This window comes from Pseudomonas sp. DVZ6, assembly GCF_024259445.1.
Lineage (GTDB): Bacteria > Pseudomonadota > Gammaproteobacteria > Pseudomonadales > Pseudomonadaceae > Aquipseudomonas > Aquipseudomonas peradeniyensis.
Genome location: NZ_JANCLM010000011.1, coordinates 63,121 through 79,815, shown reverse-complemented (window position 1 = coordinate 79,815; position 16,695 = coordinate 63,121). Strand labels below are relative to the sequence as shown.

Sequence of the window (16,695 nt, the reverse complement as noted above, 5' to 3'; positions counted from 1 at the left end):
CATACAGACAGCCCAGCGAACCTGCCTCAGGGGCCAAGCTGCTTCAGAACTGCCGCCACAATCGCTTCCGGCCTGTCTTCCTGCATCAGGTGGCCTGAGTTCTTTACTCGGACGCAGGGCTGTCGGGAGATAAGCCCAGCAAGACGCTCCCCCTGGGAATAGGGAATCCAGGCATCCTCCGATCCCCAAAGCACCGATACGGGGCAATCCAGCTGCCCGTAGAGGGGTTCGATTTCGTCGGTGTAGCCCTGATTCATCTGTGCGATCTGCCTGTAGAAGGCCGCCTGGCCAATCGGCCCCAGCCATGGGGCGCTGTACGCTTGCAGGGCTTCGTCACTGAGGGGATTGGCCGCAGCGGTTTGCAGATAGGCTGCCAGCAGCGCTCGGTGCATGTAGTCGGGCATACCGGCAAAGGCGGCCTCATGTTGACGGACATGCTGAACGAAAGGAGAGCCCCAAGGTGCCAGGGCTACGGCATCGAAAATGGTGAGGGACGCATAGCGCAGACCGTTCAGGTAGTAAGCGCGCAGTGCTGTCGCGCCTCCAAAGTCATGGGCCAGGACGTCAGGGCGCTCGATGCCCCATTCCTCGAAAAGCGCAACCAAGACGTTGTTCTGCATCGCCAATGAAACGTCCTGGCCCTCCCTCATTTCAGACAGGCCATAGCCAACCAGGTCGAAGTAATACACGGTTCTGCGGTCAGCGAGATGAGGTATGACGCGCCTCCATACCTGCGAAGAGAAGGGGGTGCCATGGATGGCGACCAGCGGCGAGCCGGTCCCCGTTTTTCCCCATCTGACGGTGTTGCCTTCGATGCTCGATGCGTAGGGTAGATCCAACATGGCTCACCTCACATTGTCATTTAGCTAAATGACTATATGATGTGGGCATGGACAGATCAATACAGATGAAAGCGATGAGCAGTGAGGTCCGCATGGCGATCCTTCGCCTGCTCGCAGCACCGCGTGACCACTTCGCTGAACAATGGTCGGCAGACCCCGTCGAGTTCGGTGTCTGCATGACCCTTATCGCAAGTGCGCTGGGTATTGCCCAGCCAACAGCGAGCCGTCACCTTGAGATCCTCAGGCAGGCGAGGTTTATCTCGGTTTCAAAGCAGCATAAGTGGTCGTACTGCAAGCGTAACGATGCCGAGATTCTCGAGTACCTGGAGTGGCTCAGGCTTGAGTTGTCGCCGGGTGGATGTGTCTAGTAATTTTGGTTCGTTGGTGCCTCGCAGCACCGCAGGCGATCCGCTTCACCGCAGAGCAAACAAGGAGAGTGAGTGCCAATGGGCAAAAGGTTGGAAAAGGTCCGAGGGTGGCTCACGCCTCGCAGGCGCATCTGGGCAGGTGTAGGCCTGTTAGCCGCGTTTATTTTGATTCCGGCAGTCAGCTCAGGAACGACGGTGGATTGGCTGATAGGGCCAGCAGCCGTTTTCCTCATAGGCGGCCTCATGCCCGAGTCGACCAGAAGACAGTGAGGCGCTGACGGGAAGTGCCAGTGGGTCGGAGGAGAGCAGCAGGCATTTTTCGCCGCTGCCCTGTCTGTCGTTACTTACCGCGAGGCTTGCCAGCATCGCTGCGCTTATCACGGACTTGGCCGTCCTTGTTGCGAGAGCGTGGTTGTTCACCACCGCCAGGCTTTGGAACGTTCACGTTAGGGTTGAGAGGGCGACGATCTGTCATACGGAATCTCCTTCGTTCAGCAATGTGAGTTACGAGAGGTGTTCAGTAAGCCGCAAGCCATTCAGAACGTGTATCCACACTATGTGGTGTTTTCTGATTAGGCTGAACACAACATAGTGCGTCTCGCTCGTTTCGGCAAGTATTTTGGATCCCATGATGGCATGGACTTTTTCAGCATCTTTTCAAGGGCGTCGTGTGGAGCTTTATGGCCCTTTCCGAATCAAGGAAGCGATAGCGGCAGATGCAAAAGAGGGAAGGGTTGGGCGACCACCATTTGGGCTTGAGGACCAGCCCTTACAAGGTGTTGAGAATGGGCGTTCGACTTGGATTTGCCGGGGTCGCTTTGCGACCCTTTCGCGGCACAAGGCCGCTCCTACAGGTGACCGCGCCATCCTGTAGGAGCGGCCTTGTGCCGCGAAAGGGCTGCAAAGCAGCCCCGGCAATCTTGAATTGAAGCGACCATCTCCTAGCCGGCCTTGGGGTGAGGCTCAAACCTCCGGAACCCCTTTCTCCCAAACGGTCCAATTCTTCAGAATCTCCTGCACCAGCGGATTGGCAGTCCGATAGAGATTCTCCAGCGCCGGAACAAAACCGCCCTGGTCGGCATACTTGAGCAGGTTCCCCACCTCGCTGCCCCCCGGCTCAGGCCGATCAAAGTCAGACCCCGCCCGCACTACCGCCACCCGCTGCACATCCACCAACCCTTCACGGCTGGCCCGCAGCAGCGCTTCATAGGTGGAGTTATCCTCCTGCTGGGTAGTGCAATATTCCCCCTTGTTATCCGTCAGCAACCGAGTCCAGACCTCGGCCCGCTCACTCAGGCGCGTCCCGGAAAACCAGGTGTTGCCCGCCACGGTGTCGCACCGGGTCACCACCGGCGGCTGGTTGGCCGGCGCCATCGGGTACTTGAGCCGCCAGGCCGCCGACTCCTTGCTCTCGCTCAGGCTAACCCCGTGTGACAGGGCATAGGCCTTGGCCTGAAGCTTCGGATTGAGCTCGAAGACCTCGGTCTTGTAGTCCAGCGGCGGCTTCTCGTTCGGCCCCTTGGTGTTGATCCCCAGGTAGCCCGTCGGCCAGTCCTTGGGCGCATCCCGCGAGTCCAGCTCCCACTGCGTGCCGAACTCCACCAGGTAATGGGCCCAGGCGGTGGTGCCGAGGGTCCCGTGCTTCGGGTTGATCCCGGCAATCCCCGCGACCAGGAAGTAGCTCTTGCGCAGGTCGAACTTCGGCGACAGCGCCAGTGCCAGGGTCGAGGCCGCGGCGTTGGTCTGGCCCATGCCGGTCACCAGGAGGCAGACGTCCTGGCTGTTGCAACGTATCACCGGATATTCCGCCGACAGGCCCGGCACACGCACCTCCTGCTTCAGTTCCAGGCGCTCGATCCAGTGCTGGGCCTCGGGAGCGAACATGGCGATCAGCATCACCTTGGGCCTGATCGGCGGCGCAGCCGTCTCGCCGGCCTGGGCCGTCGAGGTGAGCAGGATGCCGCAGGCCAGGCCCGCGGCGAGGGAAAGACGGTGCATCGGGTGCATGCAAGCCTCCATGGCGCAAGCGATCAGAACTGGTAGCCGACCCCGGCGTAATACCCCCAGCCATCGGACCGGCCGCGGAAATCGCCGTCGCCGAAATTCAGCTGGCTGCCGTCCTGCCAGTTGCCGCCATTGTGGAAGTGGCGGCCCACCAGGGTGAAGCGCAGGTGGGTGAAGGCGTACAGCAACACGTTGGTGGATACCGTGGCATTGGCCGTGCGGTTGGGGTTGTCCTTGTGCAGGTCCGAGCCGAAATCGAAGTTGGTGAAGCCGATATAGGTCAGCGAGGCGCCGTTGTCGAACTTGCCGAGGGGTACGATGTACTTGAGCTGGGCCCGGTAGCCGTCCCACGAGTACTCGTTGCTGGCGCCATAGTTCTCCCACTGGTAGCGGCCGTAGAAGTTGGCCGACAGATTGATCCGCGAATGGGTGTCGATGTCGGTGCCCAGGCCGCTGTACAGGGTGTTGGCGCGGTTGGCGCTGTTGCTGCCGTGGTCGTAGATCCAGTCGAAGGCTACGTACCACTCCTTGAACGGGCCGACGGCCAGGCTGCGGCCGGCCAGGTAGTCGATGGAGATCCGCGGCTCGTGCTCCATGAACAGCGGCGAGCCGTGGTCCCACGCGCCCTTGTCATGGCTGTTGCCGATGTCGAGGATCTTCGGGATGTCGATGTAGCCGTACAGCTCGAACGGCCCCTTGCGGCCGAAGTACTCGTATTCGAGGTAGATATCGTCGACAGGGCGGGGGCCGAAACTGATGTCCTTGGTGCCGATCAGGGTGAAGTTCTGGTTGTACCAGTTCGACAGGTAGGGCCCCGATTTGGCCGGTGCGGCGGCCGGGCTCAGGGCCTCGCCCTGGGCTGACTCGCTGGGGGGATTTTCCTGGGCCTGGGTGGTGACGCTGAGTAGTCCCGTAACAGCGCCCAGTAGCAAGGAGACAGCCAGGGGGGAGCGAGCCGCTGGGCGCAGGGATGCAGGTTGACGCATTGAAAGTCCTTGTTCATGCGGTGGTAGCCCCGAAAGGCTGAGGTGAGCGAAAGCTTCGGCGATTGTTAGCTTAATTGTTTTGAGCAAACGTTTGCATACTCTGTACCAACCTGCCAGAGGTGCTTGAAATAAAAGCCGAACTCGGGGTTTTAGCTGACCTTTCGGTTAGAAAGTTGCACTGGAGCTGGGCGTGGGATGGGGGCGGGCACGAGCATGGGGCGGTAATGCTGCGGGTGGCGACGAAAAATGAGGGAGTGGGTCTTATATTGAGCGTGGGCGGTGTACGCGATGGGCTTGCGGCGCCTCACCAGGGCGAGCCGCAAATCCATCACCATCTTGCTGGCATCACTTCACTGCAGTGTTTCGGGCTTCCTTCCCTGGGAGGCCTCCTTCAATCCCTGCTCCATCCGCCCAATTACCTGCGCCAGTATCGCTGCTCTTTCCAGCTCTCCCGACGCTTTCATCCGTGCATGATCCCGGCGCAGGTTCAGCAGGCATTTCTGCAGTCCAAGCGCCGAGCTGTCGTAGTTGTCCATGTCGTTCTCACTGGCCGTGGGCATCCGTGCCGTTGTAGGAAAGGCTCGACGGTATCAGGTCAATTCCCCGGCCAATACTGATTATTCATACACCGGATCACAAACCCGTAGAAACGTCCTACAGCAACAAAAGAGGCGTCTTACAGGATGGCCGGGGTGAATGTTTCGGCATGCGTCCGCTCATTCTGCGGCAGGCCCCGGAGTATAAGGCCTGCCACGGAACAGACGGGTTGCAGAGGCAATCCGCGTCTCCCGGCACCCGACATGCGCTGCCGAAACGATATGTTGCAATTGCCCTTACAGATGGTCCGCATCCACCACGGCCTTGACGAATGCCTCGGGCGCTTCCTGCGGCAGGTTGTGGCCGATGCCACCGCTCACCAGGCGGTAGGCGTACTTGCCGGTGAAGCGTTTGGCGTAGGCCTCGGCCGGTGGATGCGGCGCGCCGTTGGCATCGCCTTCGAGGGCGATGGTGGGTACGCCGATGGCGGGGAAGGTGGCCAGCTTCGCCTCCAGCGGGTCGTAGCGGGTCTCGCCCTGGGCCAGGCCGAGCCGCCAGCGGTAGTTGTGCACGGTGATGGCGACCTGGTCGGGGTTGTCCAGGGCCTTGGCGCTGCGCTCGAAGGTGGCGTCGTCGAACTTCCACTGCGGCGAGGCGGTCTGCCAGATCAGCCGGGCGAAGGCGTGGCGGTTGCTGTCGTAGCCGGCGCGGCCGCGCTCGGTGGCGAAGTAGTACTGGTACCACCACTGCAGTTCGGCGCTGGGCGGCAGCGGGGCCTTGGCGGCTTCCTGGCTGCTGATCAGGTAGCCGCTGACCGACACCAGCGCCTTGACCCGCTCGGGCCACAGGGCCGAGACGATATCGGCGGTGCGCGCGCCCCAGTCGAAGCCGCCGAGCACGGCGCGCTTGATCCCAAGGGCGTCCATGAAGGCGATGACGTCGCTGGCCAGGGCGGCGGGTTGGGCATTGCGCGGGGTGTTCGCGCAGAGGAAGCGGGTGTCGCCGTAGCCGCGGGCGTAGGGCACCAGCACCCGGTAACCCTGGGCGGCCAGTTGCGGCGCCACCTGCTCGTAGCTGTGGATGTCGTACGGCCAGCCGTGCAGGAGGATCACCACCGGGCCGTCGGCGGGGCCTTGTTCCACGTAGGCGACGTCCAGCACGCCGGCCTGGACATGCTTGAGCGGGCCGAAGGGGGTGGACTGGCGGGCTGCGGCAGGCGAGCGGGTTTCCTCGGCCTGACCGGGGGTGGTGGTCAGCAGGGCCAGAGGCAGCAGGGCGCAGGCGAGCAGGGCTGAGCGGTTGAGGCGGTTGGCGCTGGCGAACATGGTGCATCTCCTTGGCGGGCCATCGGTGTGGGCGGGATGGCGTGTAGTTAAGGAGGTGGCTGTGTCCGGGGTGTGTCGGGTGCTGGTGGGGTGGGCGTTCGTGTGTATCGGGAGGCGGTTGGTACACAGAATGCTACACAAGGGCAGGGCTTCGTGAGCAGTTTCAGCTATCTGCGTGGGAGCGGGCTTGCCCCGCGATGCAATGGATGGCACCGGCCATGCCGGTGATCGCGGGGCAAGCCCGCTCCCACGCAGACCTCGCTAGCCCGCTAAATCAGAGCGTTGTGATTTGGGCGTTCTTGGGTTTCATCGTTCGCTTGCGCCTGCAGCCAGTGCACCACTTGCTCGGCGGCCGAGCCTGCCTGCGGAGCATGGCCGGCGAGCAGGTGGAAGCCGGCGTTGCTGTGCAGTTCATGGTCTTCAAGGGCGAGTACCAGCGTGCCGGCCTTCAGGGCATTCGCCACCAGCAGGCGGGGCACCAGGGCGATGCCCATGCCTTGCTCGGCGGCCTCGATGGCGAGGATGGTCTGGGAGAACACCGGGCCGCTGAAGCGCGTGCCGGGCAGCGCGTAGTGATCGAACCAGCGCTTCCAGTTGTTGTGGCTGTCGGAGATCAGCGGCTGCTGCGCAAGATCCGCGGCTTGCCGCCAAGGGTGTTCACCGCGCAATGCCGGCGCGCATACCGGCACCGCCACGCCGGGCAGCAGGGGCAGGGCATAGGCGTCGGCGAAGGGCGGGGCTCCCCAGCGCACCGCCAGGTCCACGGCGCCCTTGCCGCTCAACGGGCGGGTACTGTCGGAGGCATCGATCATCAGCGCCACCGGCGGGTGGGCCTGGGCCAGCAGGCCCAGGCGCGGGATCAACCAGCGGCTGGCGAAGGCGGGGGTGGTGCTGAGCAGGATCTGCCGGGGATCGCGCTGGCTGTCGCGCTCCAGCAGTTCGCCGGTGGCGTCCTCGATGATGTCCAGGGCCAGGCGCACGCGGGTCAGGTAGTCGGCGCCGTCCGGGTTGGGCCGCAGGCCTCGGGGCAGGCGCTCGAACAGCGGGCGGCCGAGCTTGTCCTCGAGGGTGCGCACCTGCTGGGCGACGGCGCCGGGGGTGACGTGCAGCTCGTCGGCGGCGGCGCGGAAGCTGCCCAGGCGAGCGGCGGCCTCGAAGGCCACCAGGTGATTGACGATGGCGGGGGCATTGCGTCGCTTGGGCGCGCTCATCCAGTAGATTTCCTGCAGGCTGCTGCCAGTATTTGTGATTGGTGCGATAAGCCGGATTCTGGCTTCATGGGCCTACTTGATCAACTCCCATAAGGAGCAGCATATGTCTTCCCAGAAAGTTGCAATCATCACCGCAGGCGGCAGTGGCATGGGTGCCGAGGCCGCGCGGCGGCTGGCCGCCGATGGCTTCAGGGTGGCGATCCTGTCGTCGTCCGGCAAGGGCGAGGCGCTGGCGGCCGAGTTGGGCGGCATCGGCGTGACCGGCTCCAACCAGTCGGTAGAAGACCTGCAGCGTGTGGTCGACACGGTGATGCAGCAATGGGGGCGGGTCGATGTGCTGGTCAACAGCGCAGGCCACGGCCCGCGCGCGCCGGTTCTCGAGCTGAGCGACGACGACTGGCACCGTGGCATGGAGGTGTATTTCCTCAACGTGGTGCGCCCGACCCGCCTGGTGACGCCGATCATGCAGCGCCAGGGTGGCGGCGCCATCATCAACATCTCGACCTTCGCCGCCTTCGAGCCGGATCCGACGTTCCCGACTTCCGGGGTGTTCCGCGCCGGGCTCGCGGCCTTCACCAAGCTGTTCGCCGACCGTTACGCGGCCGAGAACATCCGTATGAACAACGTGCTGCCGGGCTTTATCGACAGCCTGCCGGAGAAAGAGGAATTCCGTAGCCGGATTCCCATGGAGCGGTACGGCAAGGCCGAGGAGATCGCGGCCACTGTCGCCTTCCTGGCCTCCGAGGGCGCGGGCTACATCACCGGGCAGAACCTGCGGGTCGATGGCGGCATCACCCGTTCGGTGTAACTGGCGTGGCGGGCATACAGCTGGGCGGCGACTTCCGTTAGCATGTCGCCCCTGTTTCCCGCTATCCGGATCTGCCCCATGAGCACCCCGATGTTCCGCCAGGCCACGGCAACCGACGTGGACCGTTGCTACCAGATCGAAACCAGCGCCTACGAAGGCGACGAAGCCGCCACCCGCGAGAAGATCGCCACGCGCATCGCCCAGTACCCGGAGGGCTTTCTGGTGCTGGAGGTCGATGGCCAGGTGATCGGCTTCATCAACAGCGGCTGCGCCGACCAGGTGGTGATGTCGGACGAGGCCTTCAAGGAGCTGGTCGGGCATGATCCGCTGGCACCCAACGTGGTGATCATGTCGGTGGTGCTCGACCCTGCGTACCAGGGCCTGGGCCATGCCAGCCGGCTGATGGCGCGTTTCGTCGAACAGATGCGCGAGCGCGGCAAGGCGACCATTCACCTGATGTGCAAGGAGCGGCATGTCGGGCTGTACGAGAAGATGGGCTACGCCTATGTACGCCCGTCGGCCTCCGATCATGGCGGCATGGCCTGGCACGAAATGATCATGGTGCTCTGAAGGGCCTTCGACTAGCATCGACGCTTTTCGCAGCCAGGGAGAGGCCTGTGAACTACGTCGTGATTGCCGCACACCGCAGTGAGTATCCTGCGCCCATCACCTTCGCCCGAGGCACGCTGCTGGACATCGGCCAGCGTTACGAGGGTGACGAGCACTGGGAGGACTGGTACCTGTGCCGTTGCCAGGGCCAGGAGCCGGGCTGGGTGCCCGGCCAGCTCATCGAGCGGCTTGGCGTTGGCCGGGGCAGGGCAGTGGAGGCCTATTCGGCCCATGAGCTGGACGTCGACCCCGGCCAGTCGCTGGAGGGCCTGCGCCCCCTGAACGGCTGGCTCTGGTGTCGTCGGGCTGGCAACGGGGAGCTGGGCTGGGTACCGCTGGCGAAGCTGCGCCTGCAGGACTGAGCTCAGGCCATGTCCAGTACGGCCGCGCTGTCGAGAATCCGCGCATAGTCCATGGCCAGGTTGCCCAGGGCCAAGGCATGGACGTCCTCCGCCGGCCACAGTCGGCCCTGCAGGTCGTGCTGGTCGAAGGTGTAGCAGGCATCGGCCACCACCACCGTATCGAACCCCAGGTTGCCCGCCGAGCGCGCGGTCGATTCCACCGAGTTGTTGGTGATCACGCCGACGATGACCAGTTGGCTGATGCCGCGCTGGTGCAGCCAGCGTTCAAGGCCACTGTTGCAGAAGGCGTCGGGCACGTGTTTTTCGAACACGGTCTCGCTGGCCTGCGGGGTGAAGGTGGGCTGGAACTCGCAACCGGGTTGGCCCGGCCAGAACACTGAATCCGGATCGCGGGAGATGTGCCGCACGTGTATCACCGGACGGGTGCTTGCGCGCCAGGCGGCGAGCAGTTCGCTGATGCGCTGTTCGGCTTCGGGGTTGTTGCGTCGGCCCAGGCGTGGGTGGTTGATGCCGTTCTGCATGTCGATGATCAGCAGGGCGGCGTTGCTGGCGGGCGCGGTCATCTCCGGGAGTTCTCCTTGTCTGGGCTTTGGACCGTAGCACAGGTGTATTGCCTGCGCAGATGTCATCGCGGGGCAAGCCCGCTCCCACGCCGATCGCATTAACCTCGCGTCGTTTACCCGTGGGAGCGGGCTTGCCCCGCGATGGGAGAAATCATCATCTGATATGCTTTTTTTCCACGAACCTGAATCTGTAACCGTATCAGCCGCTGCCGGACAATACGTCCAGGCCCAGCCTTCCAACCCGGTGTGCGCTGGGCAGGCTGCCCCGCTGCACTGCCGCAGCGGCCAGCCGCGCCGTTACGTCATCACACTGTAGAGGTTCCGATGGGCAAGCTCGCGCTGTTTCTGGGTGGTTTTCTGCTGCTGACTATCATGATTGGCCTGCTGGGTACCATTCCGCCAAGCTGAGCCGCAACTTTTTCCTGTCCCGGCCCGCCTGGCACAATGGCGGGCCAGACCCTTCCCCAAGTTTTTCCCGCCTCCTGGCCGCAGTCGTCTAGACAAGCGGTAGCTGCAAGTCGTTCTCAAGTACAAGTCGCTCGTGTAATCTCCCGCCCCCAATCCCAGGGCCCGGGCACACGGGCCGTTTACTTGCCTTGGAGACAATACACACTATGGAATGCAAGAAAGGCACTGCAGCGATGCTGGAGTGGCGCGGTCGTTTTCTCGGTGAGGGCATCCTCCACGAAGCGGACTACGATCAGGCACTGCGCCGTGCCGAAGAGTTGGAGCGTTCCGGTGTGATCAGCGCAAGCGAATGGATCGAGTTGGTCAAGTTGGCCAATGCGGCCTTGCTGCGCTTGTAAAAATTCCTTCAAGGCTTGCAGAAACTGTCCACAAAATTCGTGGGTAGGTCTGTGGATAAAGCGCTACAGGCCATGGTTCTCAGGGCCTCTGTTAGATTGAGCAGAAATTGAGCAGCCCGGTTCAGGGCTGTTCCCCTCCCCGCAGACCGGCCTCGCGCAGGGTCTGCAGCAGCTCGCGGACCTTCGCCGGCAGGTCGCCGGCCGGGTACACGGCGTGCATCTGCGGGTCCTGCCCGGTGCTGGATGTCAGGTGGTAGTCGGGGCAGACCCGCACCAGGCGCCCGGCACGTACCTCCGGCTCCCCCAGCCAATCCGCCAGCCGGGCGATACCGGCCCCCGCCAGGGTGCTTTGCAGCACAGCTACCCCCGAGCCCAGGCGCAGCCGTGGTCGCGGGCGCAGGCTGACGATGTGTCCGTCCTTGCTGAAATGCCAGGCCTTCAGGATGCGCGGCGCGGTGTGCAGGATCAGCGTATGCCGCTCGAGGTCTTCCAGCACCTGCGGCGTGCCGGCCAATGCCAGGTACTGAGGGCTGGCGTAGAGATGGCGGCGGTAACGCCATAGTGGATAGCCGATCAGTTCGCTGGACTGCGGGAAGGCCCCGCGGATCACGAAATCCAGCTTGCCTTGCAACGGGTCGAAGGCCTGGTCGCCGTACTGTACGTCGAGGGTGACGTGGGGGTGGCGGCGGGAAAATTCGGCCAGCACCGCCGGCAGCACCTGCTGGGCCAGCACCTCGGGCGCGGCCAGGCGGATCCAGCCCTGGGCGTCGCCGGTCAGCGCTGCCAGTTCGTCGGCGGCGTCCCGTTGCACATCCAGCAAGCGCTCGGCATGGGGCAGCAGCCGCTCGCCGGCCTCGGTGAGCGATACTGAACTGGCGCTGCGGTTGAACAGTTTGGCGCCGCTGTTATCCTCCAGGGCCTGCACGGCCCGGGTCACCGCGCTGGGCGAACGACCCAGGGCGCGGGCAGCGCTGACGAAGCTGCGCTTGTGCGCGACGCTGACGAACGCCTGTATTTCTCGCAGCATGTCCAGTGCCATAGCGGGGTTCCTTGTTGCAGTTTTCGCAATATGGCATTTCAACACAAGCGCGCCGCTTTGATTAGTCTGGCAGCCTGTTTTATGCCGCCCGGACCCCGAGATGATGGATATCGCCCTGCTTTCACTGTTCGCCTTCGCCGCTGGCCTGATCGATGCCGCCGTGGGAGGCGGCGGGTTGATCCAGATCCCGGCGCTGTTCAACGTGCTGCCCAACGCCCAGCCGGCGGCGTTGCTGGGCAGCAACAAGCTGGCCTCGGTGTGCGGCACCAGCTTTGCGGCGCGTTCGTTCATCCGCAAGGTCAAGCTGGACTGGGGGCTGATCGTGCCGGCGGCGCTGAGCGCCTTCGTCATGTCGTTCTGCGGCGCGGCCACCGTGTCGCTGGTGCCGGCCAGCGTGATGCGGCCGATGGTGCTGGTGTTGATCGTGCTGATGGCCATCTACACCTTCTGCAAGAAGGACTTCGGCACCTTGCACAAACCCATGGCGATCGGCCGCAAGGAACAGTGCCTGGCGGTGTTGATCGGCGGCGCCATCGGCTTCTATGACGGATTGTTCGGCCCAGGCACTGGCAGCTTCCTGATCTTCCTGTTCATCCGCTTCTTCGCCCTGGACTTCCTGCATGCCTCGGCTTCGGCGAAGCTGGTCAACATCGCCACCAACCTGGCGGCGTTGGTGTTCTTCATTCCGTCGGGCAATGTGCTGTGGGCCATTGCGCTGCCGATGGCGCTGTTCAACATCCTCGGCGCGCTGACTGGCACCTGGCTGGCGGTGCGCAAGGGTGCGGGGTTCGTGCGTGGGCTGTTCCTGGTGCTGCTGTGCGTGCTGATCGCCAAGCTGAGCTGGGACCTGCTGGCCGGCTGAGTCACACCACCTGGCGCTGTCCCTCGGCCTGTTCGACCCGGTTGCGACCCTGGGCCTTGGCCCGGTAGAGCGCCTGGTCGGCGCTGGCCAGCAGTTCGTCGAGGCTGGGCGCCGGGGTGTCGGCGGTGCAGCCGCTTACTCCGATGCTCACGGTGATCCGCAGCGCCTGCCCGGGCTGCGCGATGTGCTGGTCCTGTACCGCCCGACGCAGGCGCTCGGCGGTGAACCTGGCCAGTTCCGGCGCCAGCCCCGGCACGACGATGACGAATTCCTCGCCGCCCAGGCGGGCGAACAGCTCGCCGTCGTGCAACTGGTCCTGCAGGGTCATGGCGAACTGGCGCAGCACCTGGTCGCCGACCGCGTGGCCATGCTGGTCGTTGATGGTCTTGAAGTGATCGATGTCGAGCATCATCAAGGTCAGCGGCGCTTGCCGGCGGTTGTCGAGCAGGGCGTGGGCGCGGCGGATGAAGGCGCTGCGGGACAGGGTGCCAGTGAGGTGGTCGATGGTCGCCTGATGCGCCAGGCGCGCCATCAGGCTGCGGTTGGCGCTGCTGACACAGGCCAGCACCAGCGGGCCGAGCACCAGCATGGCGATGCCCAGGCGCGCCGACATCAGGGTGGTGACCCCCGATTCGCTCTGCGGGATGCTGAAGTGCATGAGGTTCTGCGCTACGGCGACGATCAGCGTGCTGCCGGCGGTGAGCGCCAGCAGCGCCACCAGGAATGGCGAGTAGCTGAGCGCGCACCACAGCAGCGCGGCGATCGGGAAGGCGATGGCCCCGGGGCCGCCGAAGACGATGCTGACCGCCAGCGAGGCGAGCAGCACCAGCAGCGGCGCCAGGCGGATCGGCTGGCTGGCGCTGCCGTGGCCGCTCAGGGCGCGTGGCGAGGGCGCGGTGAGCAGCACGGGCAGGACCAGCACGCTGGTGGAGAACTGCTCGCTGAACCAGGCAAGCCAGGTGGCGCGCAGCGATTGTTCGAACCAGGGCGTGGCCATCACGCAGGCCAGGCTGGCGGCGACCACGGCGCCGACCGCGCAGGCGCCGAACAGGTACAGGGTGCCGTGGGGCGTGCGCAGGCGTCGGTGCACGCGTGGCAGGCGGGCCATCAGGTACCAGATGCTGACGATGGCGCCGAGGTTGCACAGGTTGAACCACAAGGCTGGCTTCCAGGCGCTGCCGCAGGCCAGGTCGGCGCCCACCATGGCCAGGTAGATCAGGGCGAAGCCGGAGGGGGTGGCCTGGCGCGGATTGCGCAGCAGCACCCCGGCGAGCACCGCGTTCACCGGCCAGAACAGCGACAGCGATTCGATGGGGCGGGCGAGGATGCCGGCCAGGGTCAAGGCCAGGGTCAGGCCGAACAGGCTCAGCAGGGGCAGCAGGCGCGACGGGGCTGGTGACACCATGGGTTCGACCGGCAAGCGAAGACGAAATCCAGGAAAACGGCCGTAGGCACCTGGGACGATAGTCTGAGAGTGTCTTTCAAGTCGCCAATTGATGTCAATTCGCCGCAAATCGCCTGGATCGTGCCGCCGACTACAAGCCGAACACCCACGGCACCATCAGCACGGTGACCAGCATCACCAGCAGGGTGAAGGGCACCCCGATTTTGACGAAGTCGGCGAAGCGATACTGGCCGGGGCCCAGCACCAGGGTGTTGACCGGCGACGACACCGGCGTCATGAACGCCGCCGACGCCGCCAGGGCCACGGTCATGGCGAATGGGTAGGGCGACATGCCCAGCTGCTGCGCGGTGCTGACCGCTACTGGGGCCATCAGCACCGCCGTCGCGGTGTTGGAGATGAACAGGCCGATCAGCGCGGTAAGGGCGAACAGGCAGGCGAGGATCACGCTCGGCCCGGCGCCGCCGAGGGTACTGACCAAGGCGCCGACGGCCAGGTCAATGCCGCCGGTCTTCTGCAGGGCCAGGGCGAAGGGCAGCATGCCGACGATCAGCACCAGGCTCTGCCAGTGGATGGCGCGGTAGGCGCTGTTCATGTCGATGCACCGGCCGGCGCCCATCAGCAGGCAGCCGATCAAGGCGGCGATGACGTTGGGTACCAGGCCGCTGACCATCAACACGACCATCACCGCCAGGCTGATCAGCGCGTAGGGCGCGCGGGCGCGGGCCGGGGCGACCTGGTCGATCTCCGCCGGCAGGCTCAACACCAGGAAGTCGCGGGGCTTGCCCTGCAGCTGGCGCACTGCCTTCCACGGACCAACCACCAGCAGGGTGTCGCCCAGGCGCAGCTTTTCTTCCACCAGCTGCCCTTCGATCGCCTGCTGGTCGCGGCGCAGGCCGACCACGTTGAGGTCATAGCGGGTGCGGAAGGTCAGCTCGAGAAGGGTCTTGCCGATCAGTTGCGAGCCCGGAGGCAGCGAGATCTCGGCCATGCCCACTTCCTGGGACTGGTCGATGAAATAGGCCGCCTTGAAGTGCAGGGGCTCGAGCAGCATCGACTGGCACAGGCTGCGCAGGTCGTCGCGGTTTGCGAACAGGTCGAGCAGCAGCACGTCGTCTTGTTGCAGCAGGGTGCCGGAGTCGGCGGTGATCACCCGGGTGGTGAACTTGTGCTGGCGCTCGATGCCGATCACGTTGGCGCCGTGGCGGGTGCGCAGCTCCAGCTCGCCCAGGGTATGGCCGATCAGCGGCGAATGGGGGCGGATACGCAGGCGCCGCTCGCGGCCGCTGAGCTTGTAGTCCAGCACCAGGTCGAGCAGGGTGCGGCGGCTCTCGACGCGACCGTCCTTGCGCACCTCGCCGTTGAGCCAATGGCGGGTCAGCAGCATGTAGCCGATGCCCAGCACCAGCACCACCAGGCCGAAGGGCGTGAAACTGAAGAAGCCGAAGCCGCTTTCGCCGTGGCGCACCAGCTCGCTGTGCACCACCACGTTCGGCGGGGTCGCCACCAGGCTGAGCATGCCGCTGATCAGGCCGGCGAAGCTCAGCGGCATCATCAGCCGGCTGGGCGAGAGCTGCAGGCGCGCGGCGATGCTCAGCACCACCGGGATGAAGATCGCCACCACGCCGGTGGAGCTCATCACCGAGCCCAGGCCGGCCACTGCCACCATCAGCAGCACCAGCAGGCGCGCCTCGCTGTTGCCGGCGCGCTCGCTCATCCATTCGCCTATGCGGTAGGCGATGCCGGTGCGCACCAGCCCTTCACCGATCACGAACAGCGCGGCGATCAGCACCACGTTGGGATCGCTGAAACCGGCCAGGGCCTGCTCGACGGTGAGAATGCCGGACAGCGGCAGCGCGAGGATCACCAGCAGGGCGACCACGTCCATGCGCGGGCGGTTGATGATGAACAGGACGACGACGACGGCCAGCAGGCCTAGGACCCAGAGCAGCTCATGGTTCATGGGGAGGGGATGTTCCTTCACACAGGGGCACGAAAGGCGATGGCCCTAGTGTGGCAGCTTGACGCGAATGCGTCGTTGACGTGCTGCAGTGTTTTGCCGGGGATTACCCAACCCTGTGGGAGCGGGTTTACCCGCGAACACCAGCAAAGCTGGTGCCAGGCACCGCGGTGCTTGTTTCGCGGGTAAACCCGCTCCCACAGGGGGCGTGAAGCCGCTCGTAGGGCTGGGCGATCGCCTGCAGGATCAGTGGCGATGCTTGTGCTTGCGGTTGTTGTCGCCCATGTGGTTGCCGATCGCGCCGCCCGCCGCGCCGCCCAGGCCCGCGCCGACGGTCGAGCCGGTGGAGCCGCCGAGCTTGCCGCCGATCAGCGAGCCGCCGGCCGAACCCAGGCCACCGCCGATGGCGGCTTCGGCACGGTTGCCCTTGCGTGCGCCCACCGCGCTGCCGGCCGCGCCGCCCAGGCCCGCGCCGATGGCCGCGCCGGTGCTGCCGCCGATCTGTTTGCCGACGACGTTGCCCAGGGCACCGCCCAGGCCGCCGCCGATGGCAGCGGTGCCGTCACCGGCGAAGGCGCCCTGGCAGAGCAGCAGGCCGAGGGCGAGGGAAGGCAGAGTCAGACGCATGTTGTGAACCTCAGGGGAATCATCAGGGGGAGGGTGCCGCGTGGTTGGCGGCGAGTCAGGGTTTGAAAGACGCTTCAGCGGTAGTAGCGGTCACGGTACTGGCGGTCGTCATCGTCACGGTCGTGGCGATGGTGATGACGGTGGCCGCGGTCACGGTCGCGCCAGCCGTCGTCATCGTCGTGGTAGTGGTTGCTGTAGCAGCCACCGAGCAGCAGCAGGGTGGCGACCATCGAAAGGCTTGCAAGGCGTTTCATCACGTTATAGGTCCTTGATCCGCAACGGTTTACGCGGTACCTCCTGTGACCTGTGGCGATCGATTTGGTTCTTTGCCGCGCAAACTTTTATCGCGGCGGCGATGAGCGGTAGCGGCGATTCCCCGGCCGG

General features: G+C 64.9%; 18 protein-coding genes. 6 read left to right on the top strand and 12 right to left on the bottom strand.

Translation table 11 applies throughout. The features are described from left to right. Positions 1 to 26: 26 nt before the first annotated feature. Entirely contained in the window at positions 27 to 842 is an 816-nt protein-coding gene (locus NMG10_RS08685; RefSeq protein WP_254464175.1) for an alpha/beta fold hydrolase, read from the bottom strand. 65 nt (positions 843 to 907) lie between these two features. On the opposite strand from NMG10_RS08685, the gene NMG10_RS08680 reads away from it, so the two are divergent. Further along, complete coding sequence (locus NMG10_RS08680) at positions 908 to 1,210, top strand: helix-turn-helix transcriptional regulator (protein WP_254464174.1); 303 nt, start codon at positions 908 to 910, stop codon at positions 1,208 to 1,210. Between the two features lie 963 nt (positions 1,211 to 2,173). Here NMG10_RS08680 and NMG10_RS08675 read toward each other — a convergent pair. From NMG10_RS08675 to NMG10_RS08655, 5 genes are all read right to left on the bottom strand, one after another. After that, positions 2,174 to 3,217, bottom strand: a complete 1,044-nt coding sequence (locus NMG10_RS08675) for a purine nucleoside permease (protein WP_254464173.1) — start codon at positions 3,215 to 3,217, stop codon at positions 2,174 to 2,176. A gap of 23 nt (positions 3,218 to 3,240) precedes the next feature. Then, positions 3,241 to 4,200 (bottom strand): nucleoside-specific channel-forming protein Tsx, encoded by a 960-nt coding sequence (locus NMG10_RS08670; RefSeq protein ID WP_254464172.1) that lies wholly within the window; start codon positions 4,198 to 4,200, stop codon positions 3,241 to 3,243. A 350-nt stretch (positions 4,201 to 4,550) separates the two neighbouring features. Next, positions 4,551 to 4,736, bottom strand: coding sequence for a hypothetical protein (locus NMG10_RS08665; RefSeq protein WP_102682584.1), 186 nt, complete (start codon positions 4,734 to 4,736; stop codon positions 4,551 to 4,553). Between the two features lie 297 nt (positions 4,737 to 5,033). Then, positions 5,034 to 6,062, bottom strand: a complete 1,029-nt coding sequence (locus NMG10_RS08660; protein ID WP_232855624.1) for an alpha/beta fold hydrolase — start codon at positions 6,060 to 6,062, stop codon at positions 5,034 to 5,036. Between the two features lie 269 nt (positions 6,063 to 6,331). After that, complete coding sequence (locus NMG10_RS08655) at positions 6,332 to 7,273, bottom strand: LysR substrate-binding domain-containing protein (RefSeq protein ID WP_254464171.1); 942 nt, start codon at positions 7,271 to 7,273, stop codon at positions 6,332 to 6,334. A 103-nt stretch (positions 7,274 to 7,376) separates the two neighbouring features. On the opposite strand from NMG10_RS08655, the gene NMG10_RS08650 reads away from it, so the two are divergent. The 3 genes from NMG10_RS08650 to NMG10_RS08640 all read left to right on the top strand — a co-directional run bounded on the left by NMG10_RS08650 (position 7,377) and on the right by NMG10_RS08640 (position 9,052). Continuing rightward, the gene (locus tag NMG10_RS08650) at positions 7,377 to 8,081 is read left to right on the top strand and encodes an SDR family oxidoreductase (RefSeq protein ID WP_254464170.1); all 705 of its coding nucleotides are present in this window, start codon (positions 7,377 to 7,379) and stop codon (positions 8,079 to 8,081) included. Positions 8,082 to 8,159: 78 nt separating this feature from the next. After that, entirely contained in the window at positions 8,160 to 8,651 is a 492-nt protein-coding gene (locus tag NMG10_RS08645; RefSeq protein WP_254464169.1) for a GNAT family N-acetyltransferase, read from the top strand. Positions 8,652 to 8,698: 47 nt separating this feature from the next. Further along, complete coding sequence (locus tag NMG10_RS08640) at positions 8,699 to 9,052, top strand: SH3 domain-containing protein (RefSeq protein WP_220689834.1); 354 nt, start codon at positions 8,699 to 8,701, stop codon at positions 9,050 to 9,052. A 2-nt stretch (positions 9,053 to 9,054) separates the two neighbouring features. Here NMG10_RS08640 and NMG10_RS08635 read toward each other — a convergent pair whose 3' ends face one another. Further along, entirely contained in the window at positions 9,055 to 9,615 is a 561-nt protein-coding gene (locus tag NMG10_RS08635) for a cysteine hydrolase family protein (RefSeq protein WP_254464168.1), read from the bottom strand. A 614-nt stretch (positions 9,616 to 10,229) separates the two neighbouring features. On the opposite strand from NMG10_RS08635, the gene NMG10_RS08630 reads away from it, so the two are divergent. Next, positions 10,230 to 10,421, top strand: a complete 192-nt coding sequence (locus tag NMG10_RS08630) for a hypothetical protein (RefSeq protein WP_028691846.1) — start codon at positions 10,230 to 10,232, stop codon at positions 10,419 to 10,421. Between the two features lie 121 nt (positions 10,422 to 10,542). Here NMG10_RS08630 and NMG10_RS08625 read toward each other — a convergent pair whose 3' ends face one another. Continuing rightward, positions 10,543 to 11,460, bottom strand: coding sequence for a LysR family transcriptional regulator (locus tag NMG10_RS08625; protein ID WP_203652269.1), 918 nt, complete (start codon positions 11,458 to 11,460; stop codon positions 10,543 to 10,545). A gap of 100 nt (positions 11,461 to 11,560) precedes the next feature. Between NMG10_RS08625 and NMG10_RS08620 the strand changes: the two genes are divergently transcribed. Then, a complete protein-coding gene (locus NMG10_RS08620; RefSeq protein WP_232855618.1) occupies positions 11,561 to 12,322 on the top strand; it encodes a TSUP family transporter in 762 nt (253 codons plus the stop codon). Between the two features lies 1 nt (position 12,323). On the opposite strand, the gene NMG10_RS08615 is transcribed toward NMG10_RS08620, so the two are convergent. From NMG10_RS08615 to NMG10_RS08600, 4 genes are all read right to left on the bottom strand, one after another. After that, positions 12,324 to 13,742 carry a sensor domain-containing diguanylate cyclase gene (locus tag NMG10_RS08615; RefSeq protein ID WP_232855617.1) on the bottom strand — a complete coding sequence of 473 codons (1,419 nt, stop codon included), beginning with the start codon at positions 13,740 to 13,742 and terminating at the stop codon, positions 12,324 to 12,326. Positions 13,743 to 13,857: 115 nt separating this feature from the next. Next, a complete protein-coding gene (locus tag NMG10_RS08610) occupies positions 13,858 to 15,687 on the bottom strand; it encodes an SLC13 family permease (RefSeq protein ID WP_254464167.1) in 1,830 nt (609 codons plus the stop codon). Between the two features lie 243 nt (positions 15,688 to 15,930). Next, positions 15,931 to 16,311 (bottom strand): glycine zipper domain-containing protein, encoded by a 381-nt coding sequence (locus tag NMG10_RS08605; protein WP_203652278.1) that lies wholly within the window; start codon positions 16,309 to 16,311, stop codon positions 15,931 to 15,933. Positions 16,312 to 16,385: 74 nt separating this feature from the next. Then, positions 16,386 to 16,565 (bottom strand): hypothetical protein, encoded by a 180-nt coding sequence (locus tag NMG10_RS08600; RefSeq protein WP_046855050.1) that lies wholly within the window; start codon positions 16,563 to 16,565, stop codon positions 16,386 to 16,388. Positions 16,566 to 16,695 lie beyond the last annotated feature (130 nt).

Coding starts and splice junctions, on each gene's coding strand:
- NMG10_RS08685 (WP_254464175.1), bottom strand. CDS start 842: ATGTTGGATCTACCCTACGCATCGAGCATCGAAGGCAACACCGTCAGA.
- NMG10_RS08680 (WP_254464174.1), top strand. CDS start 908: ATGAAAGCGATGAGCAGTGAGGTCCGCATGGCGATCCTTCGCCTGCTC.
- NMG10_RS08675 (WP_254464173.1), bottom strand. CDS start 3,217: ATGCACCCGATGCACCGTCTTTCCCTCGCCGCGGGCCTGGCCTGCGGC.
- NMG10_RS08670 (WP_254464172.1), bottom strand. CDS start 4,200: ATGCGTCAACCTGCATCCCTGCGCCCAGCGGCTCGCTCCCCCCTGGCT.
- NMG10_RS08665 (WP_102682584.1), bottom strand. CDS start 4,736: ATGGACAACTACGACAGCTCGGCGCTTGGACTGCAGAAATGCCTGCTG.
- NMG10_RS08660 (WP_232855624.1), bottom strand. CDS start 6,062: ATGTTCGCCAGCGCCAACCGCCTCAACCGCTCAGCCCTGCTCGCCTGC.
- NMG10_RS08655 (WP_254464171.1), bottom strand. CDS start 7,273: ATGAGCGCGCCCAAGCGACGCAATGCCCCCGCCATCGTCAATCACCTG.
- NMG10_RS08650 (WP_254464170.1), top strand. CDS start 7,377: ATGTCTTCCCAGAAAGTTGCAATCATCACCGCAGGCGGCAGTGGCATG.
- NMG10_RS08645 (WP_254464169.1), top strand. CDS start 8,160: ATGAGCACCCCGATGTTCCGCCAGGCCACGGCAACCGACGTGGACCGT.
- NMG10_RS08635 (WP_254464168.1), bottom strand. CDS start 9,615: ATGACCGCGCCCGCCAGCAACGCCGCCCTGCTGATCATCGACATGCAG.
- NMG10_RS08630 (WP_028691846.1), top strand. CDS start 10,230: ATGGAATGCAAGAAAGGCACTGCAGCGATGCTGGAGTGGCGCGGTCGT.
- NMG10_RS08625 (WP_203652269.1), bottom strand. CDS start 11,460: ATGGCACTGGACATGCTGCGAGAAATACAGGCGTTCGTCAGCGTCGCG.
- NMG10_RS08620 (WP_232855618.1), top strand. CDS start 11,561: ATGATGGATATCGCCCTGCTTTCACTGTTCGCCTTCGCCGCTGGCCTG.
- NMG10_RS08610 (WP_254464167.1), bottom strand. CDS start 15,687: ATGAACCATGAGCTGCTCTGGGTCCTAGGCCTGCTGGCCGTCGTCGTC.
- NMG10_RS08605 (WP_203652278.1), bottom strand. CDS start 16,311: ATGCGTCTGACTCTGCCTTCCCTCGCCCTCGGCCTGCTGCTCTGCCAG.
- NMG10_RS08600 (WP_046855050.1), bottom strand. CDS start 16,565: ATGAAACGCCTTGCAAGCCTTTCGATGGTCGCCACCCTGCTGCTGCTC.